This window comes from Mucilaginibacter flavidus, from assembly GCF_024055575.1.
In the GTDB taxonomy this organism is placed as follows: domain Bacteria; phylum Bacteroidota; class Bacteroidia; order Sphingobacteriales; family Sphingobacteriaceae; genus Mucilaginibacter; species Mucilaginibacter flavidus.
Genome location: NZ_JAMXOE010000020.1, coordinates 96,873 through 118,163, shown reverse-complemented (window position 1 = coordinate 118,163; position 21,291 = coordinate 96,873). Strand labels below are relative to the sequence as shown.

At 43.5% G+C, this 21,291-nt stretch carries 16 protein-coding genes and 1 pseudogene; 16 read left to right on the top strand and 1 reads right to left on the bottom strand.

Features of this window, described 5'->3' with window-relative positions:
• The first annotated feature begins 7 nt into the window (after positions 1 to 7).
• The 8 genes from NAF19_RS23410 (at position 8) to NAF19_RS23375 (ending at position 13,840) form a co-directional block, all read left to right on the top strand.
• The gene (locus NAF19_RS23410; RefSeq protein ID WP_252792778.1) at positions 8 to 1,942 is read left to right on the top strand and encodes a secretin GspD/PilQ domain-containing protein; all 1,935 of its coding nucleotides are present in this window, start codon (positions 8 to 10) and stop codon (positions 1,940 to 1,942) included.
• Between the two features lie 3 nt (positions 1,943 to 1,945).
• Positions 1,946 to 3,157 carry a hypothetical protein gene (locus NAF19_RS23405; RefSeq protein WP_252792777.1) on the top strand — a complete coding sequence of 404 codons (1,212 nt, stop codon included), beginning with the start codon at positions 1,946 to 1,948 and terminating at the stop codon, positions 3,155 to 3,157.
• A 1-nt stretch (position 3,158) separates the two neighbouring features.
• Positions 3,159 to 3,683, top strand: coding sequence for a hypothetical protein (locus NAF19_RS23400; RefSeq protein WP_252792776.1), 525 nt, complete (start codon positions 3,159 to 3,161; stop codon positions 3,681 to 3,683).
• 434 nt (positions 3,684 to 4,117) lie between these two features.
• Positions 4,118 to 5,143, top strand: a complete 1,026-nt coding sequence (locus NAF19_RS23395; RefSeq protein ID WP_252792775.1) for a SlyX family protein — start codon at positions 4,118 to 4,120, stop codon at positions 5,141 to 5,143.
• Positions 5,144 to 5,154: 11 nt separating this feature from the next.
• Entirely contained in the window at positions 5,155 to 5,982 is an 828-nt protein-coding gene (locus NAF19_RS23390; protein ID WP_252792774.1) for a hypothetical protein, read from the top strand.
• A gap of 6 nt (positions 5,983 to 5,988) precedes the next feature.
• A complete protein-coding gene (locus tag NAF19_RS23385; RefSeq protein ID WP_252792773.1) occupies positions 5,989 to 9,717 on the top strand; it encodes a DUF5977 domain-containing protein in 3,729 nt (1,242 codons plus the stop codon).
• A gap of 9 nt (positions 9,718 to 9,726) precedes the next feature.
• Complete coding sequence (locus NAF19_RS23380) at positions 9,727 to 13,215, top strand: DUF5675 family protein (protein ID WP_252792772.1); 3,489 nt, start codon at positions 9,727 to 9,729, stop codon at positions 13,213 to 13,215.
• A complete protein-coding gene (locus tag NAF19_RS23375; RefSeq protein ID WP_252792771.1) occupies positions 13,202 to 13,840 on the top strand; it encodes a hypothetical protein in 639 nt (212 codons plus the stop codon). The genes NAF19_RS23380 and NAF19_RS23375 overlap by 14 nt, the downstream gene beginning before the upstream one ends.
• Positions 13,841 to 13,875: 35 nt before the next feature.
• Here NAF19_RS23375 and NAF19_RS23370 read toward each other — a convergent pair whose 3' ends face one another.
• Positions 13,876 to 14,310, bottom strand: coding sequence for a helix-turn-helix domain-containing protein (locus NAF19_RS23370; RefSeq protein ID WP_252792770.1), 435 nt, complete (start codon positions 14,308 to 14,310; stop codon positions 13,876 to 13,878).
• A 254-nt stretch (positions 14,311 to 14,564) separates the two neighbouring features.
• Here NAF19_RS23370 and NAF19_RS23365 point away from each other — a divergent pair, with 254 nt between their 5' ends.
• From NAF19_RS23365 to NAF19_RS23335, 8 genes and pseudogenes are all read left to right on the top strand, one after another.
• Entirely contained in the window at positions 14,565 to 16,181 is a 1,617-nt protein-coding gene (locus NAF19_RS23365) for an MTBMA_p00010-related P-loop-containing protein (RefSeq protein ID WP_252792769.1), read from the top strand.
• Positions 16,182 to 16,184: 3 nt separating this feature from the next.
• On the top strand, positions 16,185 to 17,078 hold the full coding sequence (locus tag NAF19_RS23360; protein WP_252792768.1) for a tyrosine-type recombinase/integrase: 894 nt from the start codon (positions 16,185 to 16,187) through the stop codon (positions 17,076 to 17,078).
• Positions 17,065 to 18,024 (top strand): tyrosine-type recombinase/integrase, encoded by a 960-nt coding sequence (locus NAF19_RS23355; RefSeq protein WP_252792767.1) that lies wholly within the window; start codon positions 17,065 to 17,067, stop codon positions 18,022 to 18,024. Before NAF19_RS23360 ends, NAF19_RS23355 begins: the two co-directional genes overlap by 14 nt.
• Before the next feature lie 330 nt (positions 18,025 to 18,354).
• Positions 18,355 to 18,498: pseudogene (locus NAF19_RS30610) on the top strand (RHS repeat-associated core domain-containing protein); the annotation flags it as partial.
• Entirely contained in the window at positions 18,490 to 19,059 is a 570-nt protein-coding gene (locus NAF19_RS23350) for a M91 family zinc metallopeptidase (protein ID WP_256484440.1), read from the top strand. The pseudogene NAF19_RS30610 and the gene NAF19_RS23350, both read left to right, overlap by 9 nt.
• Positions 19,060 to 19,138: 79 nt before the next feature.
• Entirely contained in the window at positions 19,139 to 19,687 is a 549-nt protein-coding gene (locus NAF19_RS23345) for a hypothetical protein (protein WP_252792765.1), read from the top strand.
• A 99-nt stretch (positions 19,688 to 19,786) separates the two neighbouring features.
• Positions 19,787 to 20,350, top strand: a complete 564-nt coding sequence (locus NAF19_RS23340) for an REP-associated tyrosine transposase (RefSeq protein WP_252792764.1) — start codon at positions 19,787 to 19,789, stop codon at positions 20,348 to 20,350.
• 154 nt (positions 20,351 to 20,504) lie between these two features.
• Positions 20,505 to 20,975 (top strand): hypothetical protein, encoded by a 471-nt coding sequence (locus NAF19_RS23335; protein ID WP_252792763.1) that lies wholly within the window; start codon positions 20,505 to 20,507, stop codon positions 20,973 to 20,975.
• The last annotated feature ends 316 nt before the right edge of the window (positions 20,976 to 21,291 follow it).

Sequence of the window (21,291 nt, the reverse complement as noted above, 5' to 3'; positions counted from 1 at the left end):
GACCTGCATGCAAAAAAAACTTATACGTATCCTTTTTTTCATCCTACTTTTTACCTGCCCGTTGAAAATGCTGGCGCAGCAAAATACCCGTATCCAGGTGATACAAAGAAAACTCGATAGTCTTTCGAAAACTGTTCCGGGGCTTAATCAAAAGGTGCAGTTGTTTCTAAACGGCACGCTGCAGCAATACCTTATGGGTATATCAAGCGCCAACGGGTTGAGCATAAGTGTTGACCCCAAGTTGAGTTTCTCGGTTAACGACAATTTTACGGATGTTACGGCAACCAATATTTTGGTGTTCCTGGCGCAAAAATACAATCTCGACATTGCTATTGTCGGTTCGATTATCTATGTTACGCCCTACGTCGATCCGGCCCAATTTGCGAAGCCGCCTGTAAAGGAAATCATAGCGAGTTACAACCATGCAGAAAACAAATTGTCCCTAACGCTCGACAATGACAGCCTTACCAGCGTTGCCCGTAAAATCACGCAGGTTTCCGGCAAAAACGTGGTTGTGCCATCCTCTTTACAAACAAAAAAGGTAAGCGCTTTTATCGCCGCCGCACCGTTTGAAACGGCACTGGATAAGCTTGCTTTTTCAAACGAGATCAAAATGATAAAAACCAGCGACAACTTTTTCCTTTTCCAGCCACTTGGCGAGAATGAAGAGTTGTACATAAACGGCGATAAAAACACATCTGTTAGAAAAACTTTCAGGCCACCGAATGCAAACCCCGGTAACAATGTATCCGCAGGTGTTTTCAGCAGGGTTGTTAACGGTCAGAAACTGATTTCGGCAGATGCCGTTAATGCACCAATTATCAACCTGGTTAAGCAGGCATCACAGGAGTTGAATATCAGTTATTCCATCTATTCTGATATTAAGGGAACTATCGACATTCATGTAAACGATGTGCCCTATGAACAATTTTTGAATTTGCTTTTCAGGGGCACGGATTATACTTACCAAGCCGAGGACGGTATTTACCTGATTGGTGATAAGAAGATAGAAGGTTTGAGAACCTATAAGGCGCTGCATTTACAGAACCGCGCTATTGATACTGTTGTTGCCATGATCCCTGTTGAGTGGAAAAAGGGGTTGGAAATAAAAGAATTCAGGGAGCAAAACACGCTGTTGTTGTCGGGTTCGGCGGCGCAGATACGAGAAGTTGAAAACTTTGTTAAACAGCTTGATGTGTTGGTACCTGTGGTGTTGATCGAGGTGACAATGATCGATTTCCGTAAATCGAGGAGTATCTCCACAGGCATATCCGCAGGAGTGGCTGACAGTGTAAAAACTGGGGGAACTGTTTTACCAGGTGTGGATTTTACTTTCAGCGCAAGTTCGGTCAACAGCTTTTTAAGTAGTATAAGTAAATTCACGTCCGTTAACCTGGGCCACGTCGTTCCTAACTTTTATGTTAAGCTACAAGCGCTCGAAACAAATAATAATGTGGATATCCGGTCAGTCCCTAAGCTTACCGCCATGAACGGGCATTCTGCTACTTTAAGTATTGGCAGCAGGCAATACTATAAGAATACCACGCAAAACTTATATAATTCAGCAGCAAATAATACTTCTGTATTTACAAATGTATATACTCCGGTTGACGCAAATCTATCGGTGGATATTAAGCCTTTAGTGTCAGGCGATGACCAAGTGACCCTTGGCATAAAAGTGAATATTTCTGATTTTACTTCTGTCCCGACCGACGGTTCGCCGCCGCCACAATCTATCAGCAAATTCGAAACCAGTTTACGGGTGCACAGTGAAGATACTATATTACTCGGCGGGATTGAACGAACCGAAAACGATAGCGGTGGAAAAGGGTTCCCTATATTATCAAGGATCCCGGTATTGAAATGGATTTTTGGGAGTCGGACCAAAAGTTCCTCAAAAGTAGTAACCGTATTGTTTATCAAATCAACCATTATGCGTTGACCTATGCTACAGCAATATTATCATATTAATGAGGCAGCCGGCATCAGCATAGGTATCGGGAAGGACGGTGTTTATACGGTTAGTGCCTGTTCGGTAACTGTCGAAAAAAAACAGCTTCAGATTAAAGCAAAGCTGCCCGCGCTCAACAAGATTAGCGATGTAGCAAAGCAAATGCCTGCCCGGTCATTGGGTGCATTGAACCTGTACGGGAGGGGCGTGCTGCAAAAGCAAATCGAAAAAACTGAAGAGATAAATCAAAACAATTTCAGCCAAATTCTACCGAATGGTAATATAGCGGATTTTTATGTACAGAACTTTATTTCAGGTAACTACTCTTTTGTTTCAGTTATCCGCAGGGCAGAGGCCGACAAATGGATTGCGCTTGTAAACGAAGCCGGGTTTTCGGTAGTAATGCTAAGCCTGGGACCGTTTCCGGTTAAACATGTTTTGCCCCAGTTAAATGTTTATGGTAACGAAATAAAGTTCGACGGCAATGTTATCAACCGAAATGAACAGTCAGAATGGGTTTCGACTAAATATGAGGAAGGTGCAGTTTCAGATTTCCCGGTGAAAATCGAATCCGAAAGTATTGATGAAAAGCTGATAATTGCATACGTAAACGCATTTCAATTAGTTCTTTCGTCTAAAATTGACGTTATACAGGCAGACGTTCCTGACCTTAGCGTAGTCCTGCAAAAAGTAACTGAAGAAAAGAAGCTAAAGGTTTACGGCGCCCTTGTGCTGGGCGTGTTTTTCGTACTGCTGCTGGTTAACTTTTTTATTTTTTCGACTTTAAACTCGTCCAATGGCAAGTTAACAGAGCTCGTTAGCCGTTCGGCACAAAATTCTGACGACCTGCAGCAAACCAACCTGATGGTGCATCAAAAAGATTCGTTAACCAAGGTGTTGGGCTGGGAAGGCGGCATCAATAAAGCGGCACTTATTGACCAGGTGGCATCGATGCTGCCGCCGGAAATTACCTGGAAGGAAGCCTGGGTGGACCCGGTTGACCAAGCGGCAAGCCGGAACCAGAAGACTATTTTATTTTCTACGCGGAAAATACGGATAACGGGAAATTCGGAGCGGATAATACCCGTAAATGAATGGATAGCCAGGATAAAAACAAAAAACTGGGTGAAAAATGTGCAACTGGATAGTTATGCATTTAGCAGCGAGCAAAATACCGGGATATTTACGATAGTAATTGATTATTGATATGCTTAAACAATTGCCATTTAAAAAACAATACCTGCTGATAGGCGCAACAATAGTTTTATTGCTCCTTAGTTACCAGTTTGCTTTTAAACGAACAATTGAAGCCTGGCAGATTAATAAAAACCTTAAAACGCAAATAGCGCAATCATCCGACCTGAGTTTGCAGCCCGCCTATCTTGAACGGAAAAGTAACAACCTTAACAAAATACTTAGTTTATATAAAACGGATACAGTAGCTTTCAGAAGCAATATCATCAGTACTATATCATTGATTGCGGAGAAAGAAGGGGTAAAGTTGAGTGATGTACCGTTGCAGAATGCATTGTATCGGAGCGATAAATTTATTATTCAGAAATTGAGTTTTGAGGGGGGATATTTCTCTTTAATCAAAGTGCTAAATCAACTGCAAAACTCACATGGAATTGGAGTTGTTAGAACAGTGACGTTAAAAATGCAGAAAGCAAATTCAAATGGTGATGTAAGAAGCAATATTGTTATGGATGTTTACTTTGTTGCAACAGTCTAGTCATCTGTACGGCATGGTTGATAGGCTTTGCTTTAACTACTCACTTTTTAAAATAATAGCGTTTGAGAAAAATAAATCAACTGCAAAGTGATTTTATATTTTGATGATTTAAATAATATTTATATTTGCCTTCAATTTAATGGGCTAATCGTTGCTCATTGCCAATTCCTTATCATAAACAAACACTGCTATCCTAATTTTCGGCATCGCTCCGCAAATCGAATATCGTGAAAACTTTATAAGGTCCGATTTTTTTGCTAAAACGCAAGGTAATCACGGGTTACTCTTGTCATTTTTTTGCAAAATATGAAATATCAATAGGCTGGTATTGACTTTTTTCATGCTCCCTCATTGAAAAATGTCTGATAGACCGTCCGGCGTTTGTGATTTTGAAAAAAATAAATTGAAAACTATAAATAACTAAACACAGTAATATGAAAACCTTTCTAACAACCGCATTCGCAATTTTATTATTTACCGTTACATGCTGCGCACAATGGACGGCCGGAACAGGTATTATAACAACTACTAACAGTGTTGGTATTGGCACAACGACCCCGTCGGCCAAATTACATGTTGTTTCAGCCGAGGTCAGGCTTACCGGCATAGGAACAACCGGTATCGCATCGAGCGGGGTATATTCTGTTTACGATTCAAATAACACCACCAGGGTTGGCTATTTTGGCGATGCTTCAGCAGGAAATTCAGATATGTACTTAAGAGCCGATGTTGGCGCGCTAAACTTTTCCACCAGCAGCGGCTCGATGTATTTGGGCACGACGGGGAATTTCGGCATCGGGACAGTGGCCCCCATCGCAAAACTTAGCGTTGCAGTAAATACTACCGCTACCGACGGGTTGTTTATCCAAAATTCAAGTAACACCACATATGGTACATTCATGGCAGCTGGTTCTGCCGGTGGTGGTTTTTCAAACTGGGCAAATTCAATGGTTCTTGAATCCGTACCGGTTTCAACCGGTGGATTTGTGCTTAGTTCATATACCGGAAACATAACGTTTCAGACAAGTAGCAGAACTAACAGAATGACCATTACTTCTGCAGGTAACGTTGGCATAGGTACCACAACGCCCGACCAAGCTCTCAGTGTAAACGGCACCGTACACTCAAAAGCAGTAGTGGTTGATAACAGCATTTTCCCGGATTATGTATTTAATAAAACATACGCTCTGCGCCCGTTATCAGCAGTAAAAACCTATATCGATTTAAACCATCACCTGCCCGAAATGCCATCAGCAGCCGAGGTTGCCAAAAACGGGCAGAACCTGGGCGAAATAAATACACTGCTGCTGAAAAAAGTGGAGGAACTTACGCTGTATATGATTGAAAAGGATAAGCAGGTAAAAGCCCTTGAACAACAAAACGAAATTTTGGTACAGCAGCAGGCCGAGATCGACCAATTAAAAAAACAGGTTAAGGAACTATTAAACAATAAAAACTAAATACAGCTTATATGAAAATCCTTTCAGCAACCATTATTGCAATTTTATCATTTACCATTACTTGCAGTGCGCAATGGACAACGTCTGGAACGACTATTTATAATAGCAATACCGGGAATGTTGGAGTTGGCACAACAACCCCGACGTTGGGTAAATTGCAAGTTCAAGGAGTTGCCGATGTACTTTCTCTTTTTTCCGATGGAAACGTACTGCAATTTAATGGCTGGGCAAACAATGATTTTAGAATAATCCAACGAACGAACGCCCCAATGACTTTTTGGACCAATACCATTGAGCGAATGCGTATAGACCAAAGCGGTAATGTAGGGATTGGCACTACAACGCCTGCACATCTATTGTCGTTAAATCACGGTGGAGTATTAGCGTGGAGGAACACTGCAAATAATTCGGAAACCGTAGGCTTTGGAACAGGCGGTTCAGATCAATTAATTGTTTATACCGGCGGCGTTCAACACCTGACAATCCTGGCCAATGGTAATTTAGGCATCGGCACCACAAATCCTGACCAAGCCCTCGCTGTAAACGGCACCGTGCACTCAAAAGCAGTAGTGGTTGATAACAACGTACTCCCCGATTATGTATTTAACAAAACATACGCCCTGCGCCCGCTATCGGCAGTAAAAACCTATATCGATTTAAACCATCACCTGCCCGAAATGCCATCAGCAGCCGAGGTTGCCAAAAACGGGCAAAACCTGGGCGAAATAAATACACTGCTTTTGAAAAAAGTGGAGGAGCTTACGCTGTATATGATTGAGCTTAACAAAACTGTGAAGGCACAGCAGCAGGAAATTGAAGCATTAAAAAAGAAAAACTAAACCTATATGAAAAAGATACTTTTTAGTTTATGTATTGCGCTTTGCTTTACGGTGATGCAGGTGATGGCACAATCGCAGGGGTTTATTCCCACGGTGTTTCAAAAATCGCCAAACTCGCAGGCATTTGATAAATATGGCAATTACCCGGTAAACCTGTTTAGCGGCTTGCCTGAAATTTCAATCCCTTTGTATACGGTTGAAGCAGGCAGCCTGCAGGTGCCGATTACGCTTTCGTACCACGCCTCGGGGCTTAAGGTTAATGAACCGGCAAGCTGGGTGGGCGCAGGATGGTCGCTTAATACGGGTGGCGGTGGCGTGACCCGGAATGTGTTAGGCCGGTCGGATGACAATGGCGGCTATCTTGGCAGCTTTCGTGATGCCAGTACACTGGCTCCAACTGCAGTAGATGCTGATATCGACTGGCTGTATTTCGTTACTAACAACCCTAACAACAATCAATACGATACGAGGCCGGATATTTACTCGTATGACTTGCCCGGACATAACGGTAAGTTCTTTTTTAATGTAAAGGATAGTTACAAAATTGAAACTATACCATATGCACCGTTAGCCATCAAAAAATCGAGCTCGGCGGGCAATATGTGTTTCAATATTGTTGATGAGCACGGTACCAAATACAATTTAGGCTACAATACCAGGGAGATAACCTCCACACCATCTGTATCAGGAGGGGTTGACGCTACTAATATAACCGCCTGGAAACTGGAAAACATGATTGGCCAGAATGGCAGGGATACTATAAACTTTGGCTATGCCAGCCAAAGTGTGACAACTATCGACAGGGGCCAGTCTGTAACCGTAGAAGACCAGCAGAGCCTCATTTATAGTTACGGTACGCCACCTTCCGGGTATGCCAATTTAATCCCGGTTGTGTCTGATAGTAATACTAGTTCGGGAATAACAGAACAGGACATCAGCACCATTACCTTTAAAAACGGGAAGGTTACTTTTACGCTTGATGATGCACCCCGCTCCGATTTGAATAACAAGGGGCTAAAAAACATAAAAGTATATACTTATAACTATGCCCAAAAAGCATATGAATTGCAAAAAACCATCGTTTTTTATAAAAACTATTATAATGCTTATCCAAGTGGTGCCGGCAGGTTAAGGCTCGACTCGTTACAAGTTTTGGATAAAGCCGGCGCCGTTACCCAACGTTACCGGTTTGCATATAACCAGCAGCTTGTGCCAACTTACAGCTCGTATTCAAAAGACTACTGGGGCTATTACAACGGTAAAATGAACGGGGTTTCGAACCCCACGCTGATACCGATGAAAGTTATTCAATTTGAGGGGCATCTCGGCGACACCCCAACACCACTTACCATTGGCAGTAGCGACTCGACCAGCCGCAACCCCGATACCACCTATATGCAGGCGGGCGTGTTAAAAACAATTTACTACCCAACCGGTGGATACACCACATTTGGCTATCAAACCAACCGGTACAAAGATATTTATGGTGCTACGCATTTTACCGGCGGCTTACGGATTGACAGTATTGCCAGCTACGACAATATCGGCTCCATCCCTGTTTTAAAAACATATCAATACAATACTGCCCTGCCCAATTTTATGACAGCGGGGTTTACAGGCCTTGTTAACTATGGCTTTTTTGTACATACCATAACAGCCCGAAACTGGGTAAACACTTCGGGTTACCCTGGGATAAACGCCACAAAAAGAGTAAGAACCTACCTGGCCGAATCGGCATTAAACCTTACACCTACAGACGGCAATCCGGTCGCCTATACCAATGTTACCGAATATACCGGTACACCGGGAACCAATATCGGAAAAAGTGTTTATACATTCAGAGATACGACCGACCAGTGGTCGGGCAGCGCAACTTCAACAGGCGTGCCTACTATTTTAGATTACTTTTATGCCCGGGGGCAATTACTTACCAAGGCAGATTACTTGCACAAAAGCAATGGCACTTATCAAATTGTTAAGAAAACAACCAATACATACACAGCATTCAAGGATACGGTTTATGCGGATGTGGGCATGGTTGTAGGCCAGTCTAAACGATCGGACGGCGTTGTTACCCAAGCTCACCCGGAACACGTCCTCGGTGGCGATAACGACTCTGATGCCTACCCGTTTGATGACTATAGTATCGCATCGGATGATAATTATTTAACAGGTACTACCACAACAACCTATGACCTTGCCGATACCACCAAATTGGTAAGCAGTACAGTGGCATATAATTATGGTACCGACATTGTTCACCAGCAAATTGCGAGCACCACCCATGTTGACAGCAAAGGCAATACCCGCACTACCAGTAACAAATATGCCTTTAATTATCCAACCGGAAATGCGGTAATTGATACCATGGTAAACCGTCATATGTGGGCCGATGGATTAGAAAAATCGGAAACCTACAAAATAGGCGCAGCTGCAGCCAAAACAACTTCGGCACAATTAAACCAGTTTAAATTCGGATACATAGCCAATTCCATTGTACCCGATAAGGTGAGCATATTAAATATAACGGCCCCGGTTACCGATTTTACCCCGTCCAGTGTAGCCTCGGGCGCGTTAACTAAAGACAGCCGGTACGCGCAAATGATAAGCTTTGATACCTACGATACCCAAAATAACATCGCGCAATACACGCCACGCAATGGTACCCCCGTATCTATATTATGGGATTACGAGTACCAGCTGCCGGTAGGGCAGGTTAAAAATGCCACCTTTAGTAATACGACAAGTGGGCAGGAAGCCTACACCAGCTTTGAAGCGCCCCGTCATAACGGCTGGAATTATACCGGCCCTACGGTTACCGACCCAACCGCGCCGAGTGGCAGCCGGGTTTATAACCTGGTGGGCGGGTCAGTTACATCGCCCAACATGGATGCGGGTAAAAGCTACGTGGTATCGGTGTGGAGCAATAACGGCGCACCAACGGTAACCGCCGGCAGCAGCCTTACCGGTACTCCGCTACGCTCAACGGGCAGCTGGACCTATTATGAATATACCGTGCCGGCCGGTAATAGTACTGTTACAGTTAGCGGAACGACCACCATCGATGAGTTGCGCATATACCCAACAGATGCGCAAATGACGACTTACGCCTATGCCACCGATGGCATCAGCGACATTGCCGATACCAAAGGCGCTATCAACCACTTTGATTACGATGCCTTTTCGCGCCTGAAAAACACTAAAGACTGGGCCGGCAATATTGTAAAAAATTATGGTTACCATACTTACGACCAGACGCATGGCAATGCTGCTATCGGCGCTACTACTTTTACGCGCGATAACTGCCCGGCGGGCACCTCACCAACCAGTACTACCTACTCGGTGCCGGCAAATAAGTACTATGCTGTAACTACCGCCGACGCCAACGCCGAAGCTACGTACGACCTTAATGTAAACGGACAGATAAAGGCGAATACAGTATGTGGTTGTCCGGTCAACATGATATCCTACACGCTAACCAACAATACCGGGCACTCGGGGTACCAGGCCACGTTCAGCGGTATTGCTACGCCCTATAACTTCCCGGCTACGGGAAGCACGGTGGTAAGCGTGCCGGCAGGCACCTATGCTACAGTAAGTATTAACCCCGTAGGCAGCTTTACGGCAACATTTACCATGGGCACACGCACGCCGCAAACAAGTGTGCACAGTGCAAGCTTTAACACCGTGGTGGTAGCCACAGGCAGTTCGGACTTAACATTAACCATTAACTAGGCCATGGTCATGAAAAAACAAACAAAACTTAGCTTATGGTTAACCAGCTTGTTAACCATTTGCTTTACCGCCATAAATGCACAAACTGTTGGCCCGGTAACTCTTTCGGCGGCAGGCACCACGGGTAATTATACCAGCAATGTAAGCATAACACTTAGCGCCGGCTTTAGCACCACGGTGCCATTTACCGCAAAAATAGTGTCGGTTGATTGCATCCCACTTACCACTACGCCAACGCTGAATGCTAATTACATTATCAGTAACAGCCCGCGCGTGGCCGGTTTTACCGACGAAAGCCAGCTAAATGGCCTGGGCACCTGCCAGCTAATGCAGGGCATACAGTATGTTGACGGATTAGGCCGCCCCATACAAAACATACAGGTTATGGCCAGCCCTTTCGGGTATGATATGATACAGCCGCAGGCGTATGATATTTATGGGCGCGAGATTGCCAAATACCTGCCTTACACACCATTAACGGGCACGGCAGGCAGCCTGCGTTCATCGGCCACCACAGCGCAGCAAACATTTTACAGCGCGCCGCCCGATAATGTGGCCACCATACCCAATGCCAATGCGCCAACCGCGTTTGATAACTCGCCGCTAAACCGGCCGGTTGAACAAGGTGCGCCGGGCAACGACTGGCAGCTTGGCCAGCATACCGTAAAAATGGATTACAGCTCGAACAACAGCATTATTTATACCACAGATTCGGTAAACAGCAGGCGCGTGGCAATATACGGCTCCAATATTGGCACCCCGGGCAACCAAACGCTGTATCGCAACGGCGGCGGCACAGCAGTGTACGCGGCAGGCACGCTTACCGTAACCATCAGCAAAGATGAAAACTGGGTAAGCGGCAGGGCCGGTACCATGGAGGAGTATAAGGACGTTGACGGCAAAGTAATATTAAAGCGGGTGTTTAATTATGCAGCAGGTGTTTTACAACAGCTGAGCACGTATTATGTGTATGACGATATGGGGCACCTGGCGTTCGTATTGCCGCCGGGGGCCAAGCCCGACAGCACAGCGGCCATCAGCAGCACCACACTGAATAACTTTTGCTACCAGTACCAGTATGATGGGTTAGGCAGAATGATACAGAAAAAGCTGCCGGGCAAAGGCTGGGAATATACTGTTTATAATAACATGGATCAACCTGTTGCCACGCAGGACAGCCTGCAACGCGCCGCCGGACAATGGATATATATTAAGTACGACGGAATGGGCAGGGCCATTAATACCGGGATATGGGCAAGCGCCACATCAAGGACATCGTTGCAAACAACGCTAACCGGCATAAACACCAACCTGTTTGAAAAGACACAAACCACGGGTACTGGGTATACAAATGTAGCCTGGCCTACCAGCGGCACAACGCCGCTTACCTGGAGCTTTTATGACAGCTACGCCAATGCACCCAGTTTACCTACGCAATTTGCGACCCCACCATCGGGAGCTGATTTAAGTACACGGGGGCAACTGGTGGCCACCAAAACAGCGGTGCTAAATACCCCAACAGATATGTTATGGGGTGCCCACTATTACGATTATTTTGGCAGGAGTTTCGCGGCTTACCAGCAGCATTATTTGGGCGGTACGCTGAATGCCGGTAATTACGATGTAATAAGCAGCACCTACGATTTTACAAACACGCCTACAACCACGGTTAGAAAACACTGGAACACCACCAGCGCCACCAACCCCTTGCTGACCATAACCAATACTTATTTGTACGACCACGCAGGGCGTAAGCTAAAGACCTGGGAGCAGATACAAAATGGTGCAAGTTCGCCCACTACAAAAACGCTGTTGAGTAAAATTGATTACAACGAAATTGGGCAGGTAAAAACCAAAAACCTGCACAGCACGGATAGTGTTACCTTTTTACAGCCTATTAACTATGCCTACAACGAAAGGGGCTGGCTGACTGGCAGCAACGCTGGTTTGTTCCAGATGCAGCTGCAATATAATACAGGCGCCAATAAGCAATACAATGGCAACATTGCCTATCAGCTTTGGGGAACGGCAGCAGCGCCGAATTCAAATACCTATACTTACACTTATGATAAGCTGAACAGGCTTACATCTGGCGCATCAAGCGACCACTTTGCTGAACGCGGAATAAGCTATGATGTAATGGGTAATATCAATACGTTGAACAGGGTGTACAATAATGTACTGATTGACAGCATGGTGTATGCCTACAGCAGTACCAACCAGCTGCAAAGCGTAAATGACAGATCATTAGATGCAGGAACTACAGGCTATCCGGCAGGCAGCCATGCTTATGGTTATGACGGTAACGGCAACGTAAAAACCGATAACAGCAAAGGGATTACAATAGCTTATAACTTATTAAACCTGCCGCAAAATATAACAGGTGGAAAAACCATTACTTACACTTATGACGCCACAGGAAATAAGCTCCGCAGGGCAAGTACAATAACCCATAACACCGATTATATAGGCGGCATCCAATATGACGGCACGACAACTGATACCCTTAGCTTTATACAAACCGAAGAAGGAAAAGCGGTACCAAACGGAGCAGGATACAACTATGAATATTACCTCGGCGACAACCTGGGCAATACCAGGGTGACTTTTGGAACGAAAACGGGAGCGGTAGTAACTTATCAAAATGATGACTACCTGCCATTTGGGATGGAAATTAACCGTAACGTATTAAATCCAAAAAATGAATATCTTTACAATAAGAAAGAATTGCAGGAGGAGTTGGGGCAGTACGATTATGGTGCCAGGTTCTACGATCCTGTAATTGCTCGTTGGACAAGCTTAGATCCATTAGCAGAAAAATCAAGAAGATGGTCACCTTATTCTTATGGATTAAATAATCCTATCAGGTTTATTGATGTCGATGGGATGTTTGCTGCACCACCGCCTGATGAATTTAATGTTGATACTAAAACGGGGACTATTACAAAAGTGAGTGACTGTGGAGGTGATGTAACAGATACGTATAATATAGGAACAACTGATAAAAAAGGAGTGTTTACATCAACTCAAACTATAGCAATCGACAGACCTGCCGATTGTGTAGGTGAAAACATAAATACTTTTAGAATTGAAGAAACAGCTAATTCGACTACAAGTACCTTTAATATCCCTGGTACAAAGATAACCGGCTTCATTTTGGAGCCCGGAGGCCCTTCTACAAGTGCTTCCGGCAAAGATCAGAGAATACCAGAAGGAACATATAATGTTGATGATCATAATACTAAAAAGCATCCTGATAGCTATGTATTATCCAATGACCAGGTTTCACAGGACAGAGCAATCCTCATTCATCCGGGTAACACTGGGGTTGATACGGAAGGATGCCTATTGCCAGGGGGTACCAAAGCAGCAGGCTCAGTAGGAGGCAGCAAAGCTAAAACGAAGGAAATATATGACAATATTAAAGCTAAGAAGCCTGAGAATGTCCAAGTAAATATCAATAATGTTATTCCACCAAAACCAGATGAAAAAAAATAGAGCCGTTTTAGCCTTGATGGTATTGTTGGTTTTTATACATGTAATTTCATGTAAAGGACAGGTTAACAATACACAAGCGAAGAATAGAAATAACAGCCAAACTGAAGCGCTGAAAGACGATTTTAATAAAGTGCAAGGGAAAGATAGCGTCAGATACGCCAAACTGTTTTTTGCTGCATTTCCAACTAACTTTGTATCCTTTAACTCAATTTATGGTTATAGCGATAAAGCAGGGCCTATGCCTTTATATAGTTTATATGAGAAGCACATTGGTTTGTTTTGTAAGTTAAATTCCACTCAACCAACGACAGAACACTTCAGTAAACTTATAAAGTTAGGCATAAACGGACATTGGGATGCTGATGCTGTAAATGCGTTACAAGACTGCATCTTAAGTCACGTAAGTGAAAAGCCTGGCTTGACTGTTACTTTACTTAAGCAATATAAAGACAAAGAAATACGTAGTTTTTGGCGGTTTTTATTCGATGGCCCTCATCCTGATCATAAAGATGTTAAAAAACAATACGATGTATTATATAAGAGTATTGGATTGATAGATAAAAGCATGGCAAATCTCATGCAAAACGAGTATATGAAACTTGTCAAAAGTTCAAGTAAGGAATAGTTTACACAAAGCCCGGCCACACCGGGCTTTGTTATTTAAGCTAAATTAAGGGCCTCCGACAGCGAATCTTTCAGCCTCTTTTTAGATACCAGGGCATCCAATATTGTAAAAAAGGCCGACTTCTCTTTTTCTTCTAATTGATCGATCAAAGCCATTTTCTCAATGACAGATTTATCATAGGAGTTTACTTCTGTGAGCATATCGTCAGCATTCACCAGTTCGGCAAGCCCAACGCCTAATGCCTGGGCCACCTTTTCAATGGTAGAGAAGGCAGGGTCAGTCTTGCCATTCTCAATACGTGAAAACTGGGCCTGATCCATGTCCAAAGATAGAGCCACCTCTTTCTGTGAAAGGTTCTTAGCAGTTCTTATCCTCTTTATTTGGTCGCCAATGTTCATGTAAATGCCTGATAGCACAACTAATTTCGCTAATGATGATTGATTATTCAAATTGTCCAGTGATGTAAGCAAATACAAATTGATTAATATATCAAATATAATAACTCTGCATCTTAATTGATAAGTCAAGGCTTACATTCCCTTTCAAAATCTATAAACCTGCCCTATCTGATATACAGCATTAGCTATCTGCGCAAAAAGAATATGCAAAATCGTTCGCGTTATGATAAATTATTCAAACAGGCAATGATAAAACACAGTATATTTGATTAATTAATCAAATATGATAGCTTTGGTAGTTGATTAATAAGCTATAAACTTTATTCATGACCAAAACCAAACTGATCACGGAAAACCCGGAGTTATTGCTTTACCTGGATGGTAAGCTGCATATCAGCATACTTGGCGGGATCAAACTGACAGGACTTGACCGCCTGAAAGTGACATTAAAGGTTGTTAGTACAGAAGACAAACAAAACGCCTTCCGTCATAGCCTGGATCTGTACAACAGTATTCAAACCGAACAGATGATCGAGAAATCAGCAGAGGCGCTCGACATCGGAACGAGCGAGATCGGTACGGCCGTAAGCCGATTGACTGCCGCTTTGGAGCAATACCGTTCAGAACGCTTGGAGGCCATGAAACCCATTCAGCCGGAAAAGAAGCAGCTTACCGAAGCCGAGCGTAAAGCGGCCATAGGGTATTTGAAATCAGCCAACTTATTGGAAAGAACAAAGCAGGCCATCGGCAAAAGCGGGATCGTAGGTGAGGAAATCAATGCTTTGATCGCCTATCTTATTTATACATCACGAACCCGTGAAACACCGCTTCATCTGTTATGCCTGGGCGCAAGCGGCACCGGCAAGACCTGGTTACAAGAGAAAGTAGGTGAACTTATCCCGGAAGAGGATAAGCTGGAGATCACCACGCTAAGCATGAATGCTTTTTATTACTTCGGCAAAGAGGAATTGAAATATAAGCTGCTGTTGCTCGAAGATATGGACGGCGCAGATAATGTGCTTTACCCGATCAGGGAGCTGCAGAGCAAGCGCCGGATCTCCAAAACGGTACCCCTGAAAGACAGCAAAGGAAATCTCAAAACGATAACCCTCCAGGTAGAAGGACCTGTTTGTATAAGCGGTTGCACCACCAGGGAGCAGATGTACGAAGATAATGCTAACCGCTGCATCCTGCTGTACATGGACAATAGCCCGGAGCAGGATGTCAAGATCATGGATTACCAGCGTAAAATGAGCGCCGGACTGATCGACCAGTACGCGGAAAAGAAAGTAAGGGAACAGCTTAAAAACGTGCAGCGCATGTTAAAGCCAATCAGCGTTAAAAATCCTTATGCCCCTTATTTGCAGCTACCGGAGGCGGTATTCAAACCCAGGCGCACCATGCTCCTGTTGTTACTGTTTACCGAAACGGTCACCTATTATCACCAATATCAACGGGACCTAAAAACAGACGAGGACACCGGGGAGCAGTATATTGAAACGACCATAGAGGACATACAGGCCGCTTTTAGCTTACTGGAAACCACCTTGCTTAAAAAGAGCGACGAGTTAAACGATGCCTGTCGCTCATTCTTTGAAAAGCTAAAAACGTACCTGAAAGAACAGGACACCGAAACCTTTTACAGCAAGGAAGTACGGGCTGCATTCCGGTTAAGCCCGAGCAGTATAGGTCGCTACCTGTATGAGCTGGAACGGATGGGCTATATTAAAATAGCCCGTGGTAGCCGCTACAAGGGCTTTGAATACAAAATACAAAGCTGGAACGACCTTGAAAACCTGGCAAATGATGCACAGGGCATGGTAAAATCCATTATGGAAAACATACAATCAGTAACCCGTATCCCACCAGTAACCCAAAGCTCTGATGGGTTACATAAAATGCAGGATACCAGCGAGAAAGACGCAGTAACCCACGAGCAGTAGAAAATGCAAGGCACACTAAAAAATCCGCTCTATATCCGCCATCTGGCGGGCTTTACCCAATGGCTGCGTATCCTCAACTTTGAACCAAGCAGCCCACGGGATATGCCCAAAATCCTAACCGAGTTCCTGGTCTATTTAGAGATTCAAAACTGCAACCACCCGCACGACATACAGCAGGAACATTTGAAAAAATACCTTGAACACCTGCACGAACGGCCAAGCAAAACCGCAGCCGGTGCGATCAGCCTTAACTACATCCGCAAGCACTTACAGGTGATCCGCAAGTTCAGCCGTTATCTCACCGAGGGCGGGCAGGAAAGCTTTGCGGTAAAAGTGCGCATCAAAGGTAAAAGCACCAATATAAAATGTATTCTTAGCCTTGCTGAAATCAGCAGCCTGTACGAGGCTGCAAAGGATGATACATTGGGTATGCGGGATAAAGCCATACTGGCTTTATATTATGGATGCGGCCTCCGGAAAAACGAAGGTGCCAATATCAATGTCCGGGATATTCTGCTGGATAAAGAACTGGTTTACGTTCGCAAAGGAAAAGGCTATAAAGAGCGTTACGTTCCACTGGCAGGGACCGGCAAAACGGACCTGGAGAACTATATCCTTTACGCTCGTCCGTTACTGGCCGGTGATAAAAAGGATAATGCTTTATTGCTGAGCGTTAACGGAACGCGGCTAAGCGGCCATATGGCCTATGAGCGGCTGCAAAAGTTAAAAGGAGTGGCAGGTATAAAGAAGCCAGCAGGTCTGCATACGTTGCGCCACAGCATTGCCAGTCACTTATTACACTCAGGAATGGCTTTAGAGCAGATACAGCGCTTTTTAGGGCACAGCAGCATGGAAAGTACACAGATCTATACGCATTTAAAGCATGAACAAATATAAGTTTGCCCCGGATATCCTGGAAGCTTTGAAAAGCTACCATACCTATTTGGAGCAAGAACAATACGGCAAAAACTACATCCATCAGAATAAAAACTATGCAGGCATCTTCCTGGAATGGATCGAAGAGGCAAGCCTGGCAGCAGAACAGGTTACTCATGCAGATGTGTTAGACTTTGCCGAGAAGCTAAAACAGGATGGCCAAAGCATCCGCCTGATCAACCGGGTGATGCTGGCCATCAGGTATTACTACACCTGGCTGCAACATGAGGGGCGAACAGGCTATAACCCGGCTGCCGGTGTTATTCTGAAAGGTACTATCAGGTACATTCCCCATGACCTTTTGACCAAGCCCGAACTGGAAGCGCTTTACGAAAACTACCCTATAAATGATGAACGCACACATCGGAATAAAGTGATGATCGGCCTGCTCGTTTTCCAGGGATTGACAAGGGACGAACTTCAAACCTTACGCGCGGAACACTTGAAACTTAGAGAGGGGAAAATAAACGTACCACAAACGGGCAAGCTTAATGGCCGGATGCTTAGCCTTGAACCACATCAAATACTGGAGCTACAGGAATATATCCTGGTGATCCGGCCTAAAATACTGGCGGAGCGCATGACCGACCGTTCAGGCAGAAAGCCTGATAAATATAAAGCAACGGAGGATATACACCGTCTTTTCATCAGCATAAACAGTCTGGATGATATGAAAAACAGCATCCTTCATCTCAACTATGCTTTGAGAAAGTTGAACCCGAAGTATAAACATGGTATGCAGATCAGGCAAAGCGTGATAACGGAATGGCTGAAAGAGAAGAATCTGCGGACGGTTCAATACATGGCGGGCCACCGCTACATCAGCTCTACCGAGCGATACCAGACCAATAATCTGGAAGATCTGAAAGATGCCCTGAATAAACACCACCCGCTGAAGCTATCTTAAATCATCAGGGGTTCAGGTGATCTTTTGTTAAGCAACCAAAAGCGGGAGAAGACGGGGCTGTCAAGGGAACGTGGAATAAATGGCCTGTGCGTGAAAAGCTTGCGGGTTTATGCCGCGAAAGTCCCTTTACTGACCTGGATTCGGAGGCTATCTTTGCTTTAACAAATGATCAACAAACACGGCCACCCCGTCGCAAAAAAACGACCAACATACGGCCTTGCAAATGAAAAACTATCCCTTATCTTTACCCCTAACGAACGTTCTTTATGGCACCTTGAAAGTGCAAACGGAAAACAGCCGACAAAGTTAAAACTTGATGGTAGCCAATAAGATTATGGCGCGCGGTTCTATGATCCGGTGATAGGGAGGTGGACGACCATTGATCCGCTGGCGGAGAAGATGCGGAGATATTCGCCGTACAATTATGGATTTGATAATCCGATACGGTTTGAAGACCCTGATGGCATGGGGCCAAAAGATATAATTTTAAGTGGCTCGGATGAATTCAAAGCAAAGGCATTTGAAGCACTTCAAATGCTCTCAAGTACAAAATTGGAACTAAGGAGCGATGGACAAGTTAAAATTGCAGAAAACGGTGTTTCTAATACCAATGAAAAACCTATAGGAACGGAACTCGTTACAAGTTTAATTAAATCTGATAAAGTGGTTACGATAACAGAAACATCAGGGGGTAACTCGACATCGGCCAATAATGAAACGGATGCCAATAAAACTGCAACTGGAAATGGCCCAGGCACAGGATCGACAGTTGAATATAACCCCGATGGAAAGGGATCGACTATCGTTAATGCTGATGGGTCTACAGGACGTCCTGCTCAAATTGGATTAGCTCATGAATTAGCCCATGCAGAAAGGAATAAAGATGGGAGCAGAGATATGGCTATCGATCAGAATAAAACAGACCCTGATTCAGGCCAAAAGGGTGTCTTAACTAAGAATGAAATTTTAGTTCGACAGAAAGACTCTCAAATACGTAAAGAGCAAGGAGTAGTTGAAAGAGCACAACCAAATTAATTATATGATTTTTCCTATGCAATTACTATTATATTTTTTACTTATTTTTTCTTGTAATAATGGCGTTAAAAATAATCAAATGCCTGTAAATAATGATGTGGTTTTCATCAATTGGAATAAGGCCACTCTTAAATCTATAAATAAACAAATTGAATTGGCAAAGAACAATTCCGAAATGGTTCTTTATAAAAATAGGCTATTGGCTTTTAAGGCGTTGATTAGTATTGATGATTCTGAAAAAGTAAATGCTAATTCTATACGTTATAAATTCATAAACGAGATAATGAAAAACGGTACTAATAGAAAAGAGTTTTACATAATTGAAGCAAATCATTCCGGAGAACAGGTTGAATTAAGAAACTATGTTGTTTATCCGATAGCCGGAGATATAGTTGATACTTACAATCTTATTGGAAATAGATGGGTAAAAGGTGTTTCATCAAAAAAGCTGAACTTAAACCTTAATGTCAAATTAAAAAAGAATCGTACGCAGTTTGGATTGGGGATTAATCAAGATGACATTATAATTACTCAATTTATAGATAATACAGTAAACGAATCAGAATATTATTTGTTTACAACGTTATCAAATGTAAGTGGTATTAAAAAGTTGTTGATATTGAGGTAAGCACCCGCTGTCCGTAGATTGCATCTACGGACGCCTATGCCTGTAGTTTTTAACTACAGGCATTTTTTTTATATTTACCACAACCTAATTTATCATTTTATGGCTCGCAAAGGTTATATCATTGGCGATCAGCAATCAATGTACTATCTTACTTTTACCGTAGTTGGCTGGATCGACATTTTTACCCGCCAATGCTACCGCGACATTGTGATCGAATCGTTAAAATTCTGTCAGCAAAATAAAGGGCTGCATTTGCATGCCTATGTCATCATGTCAAATCATGTGCATTTAATTGTATCGGTAGATGAAGGCTTTACTGTAAGTGGTTTTATAAGAGATTGCAAAAAACATACCTCAAAGAGGATACTTGATGATATTGAAAACAGCGGCGTTGAAAGCCGCCGCGAATGGATGCTTCATCAATTTAAGTATTATGCGTCGCGGCACCAGCGTAACGACACTTATCAATTATGGGAACACGATAATCACCCGGTTGAATTAATATCACGCGAATTTATACAACAACGGATAGACTATATTCATCAAAACCCGGTTGTGGCGGGCCTGGTTTATCGTGCGGAAGATTATATTTATTCCAGCGCATCCAATTATGCAGGCCTGGATCAGATTATTGAAGTGGACTGTTTGTTTGATATACTGTAGTTAGAAACTACAGGCATAATTGTCCGTAGATGCAGTCTACGGACAGCGGGGGGTTTCCTGTAGTTAGAAACTACAGGCATATTTGTCCGTAGACACAGTCTACGGACAGCGGGTCATTTTAATATAATTAAGAAATATATAGCTCCATAATGTCATGAAGGTTACAATTAAAAAGTTGTTGTTGATACTTGCTATTGCGATACCTATATTAGCAATAGCTGCACATTTTGTCCCTTTAATAAGAGATCAGATTTGTGTATATAAGTTAGGACCGGAATCAAATCCTTTAAGGAAAAAACTAAAAGCGCCGATAATTCCCGAGGGCTGGATCCTTGCGTCCAGTAACGAAAATTCAGCGCATTGGATCCGGAAACATGGTTACATTGGACACGAGGGAAAAACGGTTGTTTTTTTTAATTGTGAAATTAAGAAGGAATTAGATCTATATATTCTTAAACCAGCAAATAACAGCTTTAGACGAATTGAAATTTCATCGACATTCTCCGATATTAAAAGTTTGAATATCATGACCTTCACATATCGGAAAGGAGACAGTTTGGAGCTAATATCAAAACAAAAAGCCGATAGTCTATTGATAACAGAGGGAATTAAAAATGATTGGTAGACTTGTTAGGTGATATATTAAAACCTTTCATTCAGGAGCGAGTATGCAGCTTGGAGGCGTTTAGAGGTTACGTACTTGTGACCCGCGTTTAGGTAGCCAGCGTTTTTAACAGTATTTAGGTAGCCCGCTTTACAAACAAAGCGGGCTATTTTTATATAAACCGTTTTGCCAACCCAAAGCAAAAAATGTAGCTTCAACTCGTGAGCACCAAATACAAATTCCACGACCAGAACAAACTTTACTTCGTGAGCTTTGCCGTTGTAAATTGGATTGACCTGTTTATCAACAATGGGTATAAAGGTAATGCATAGACGCG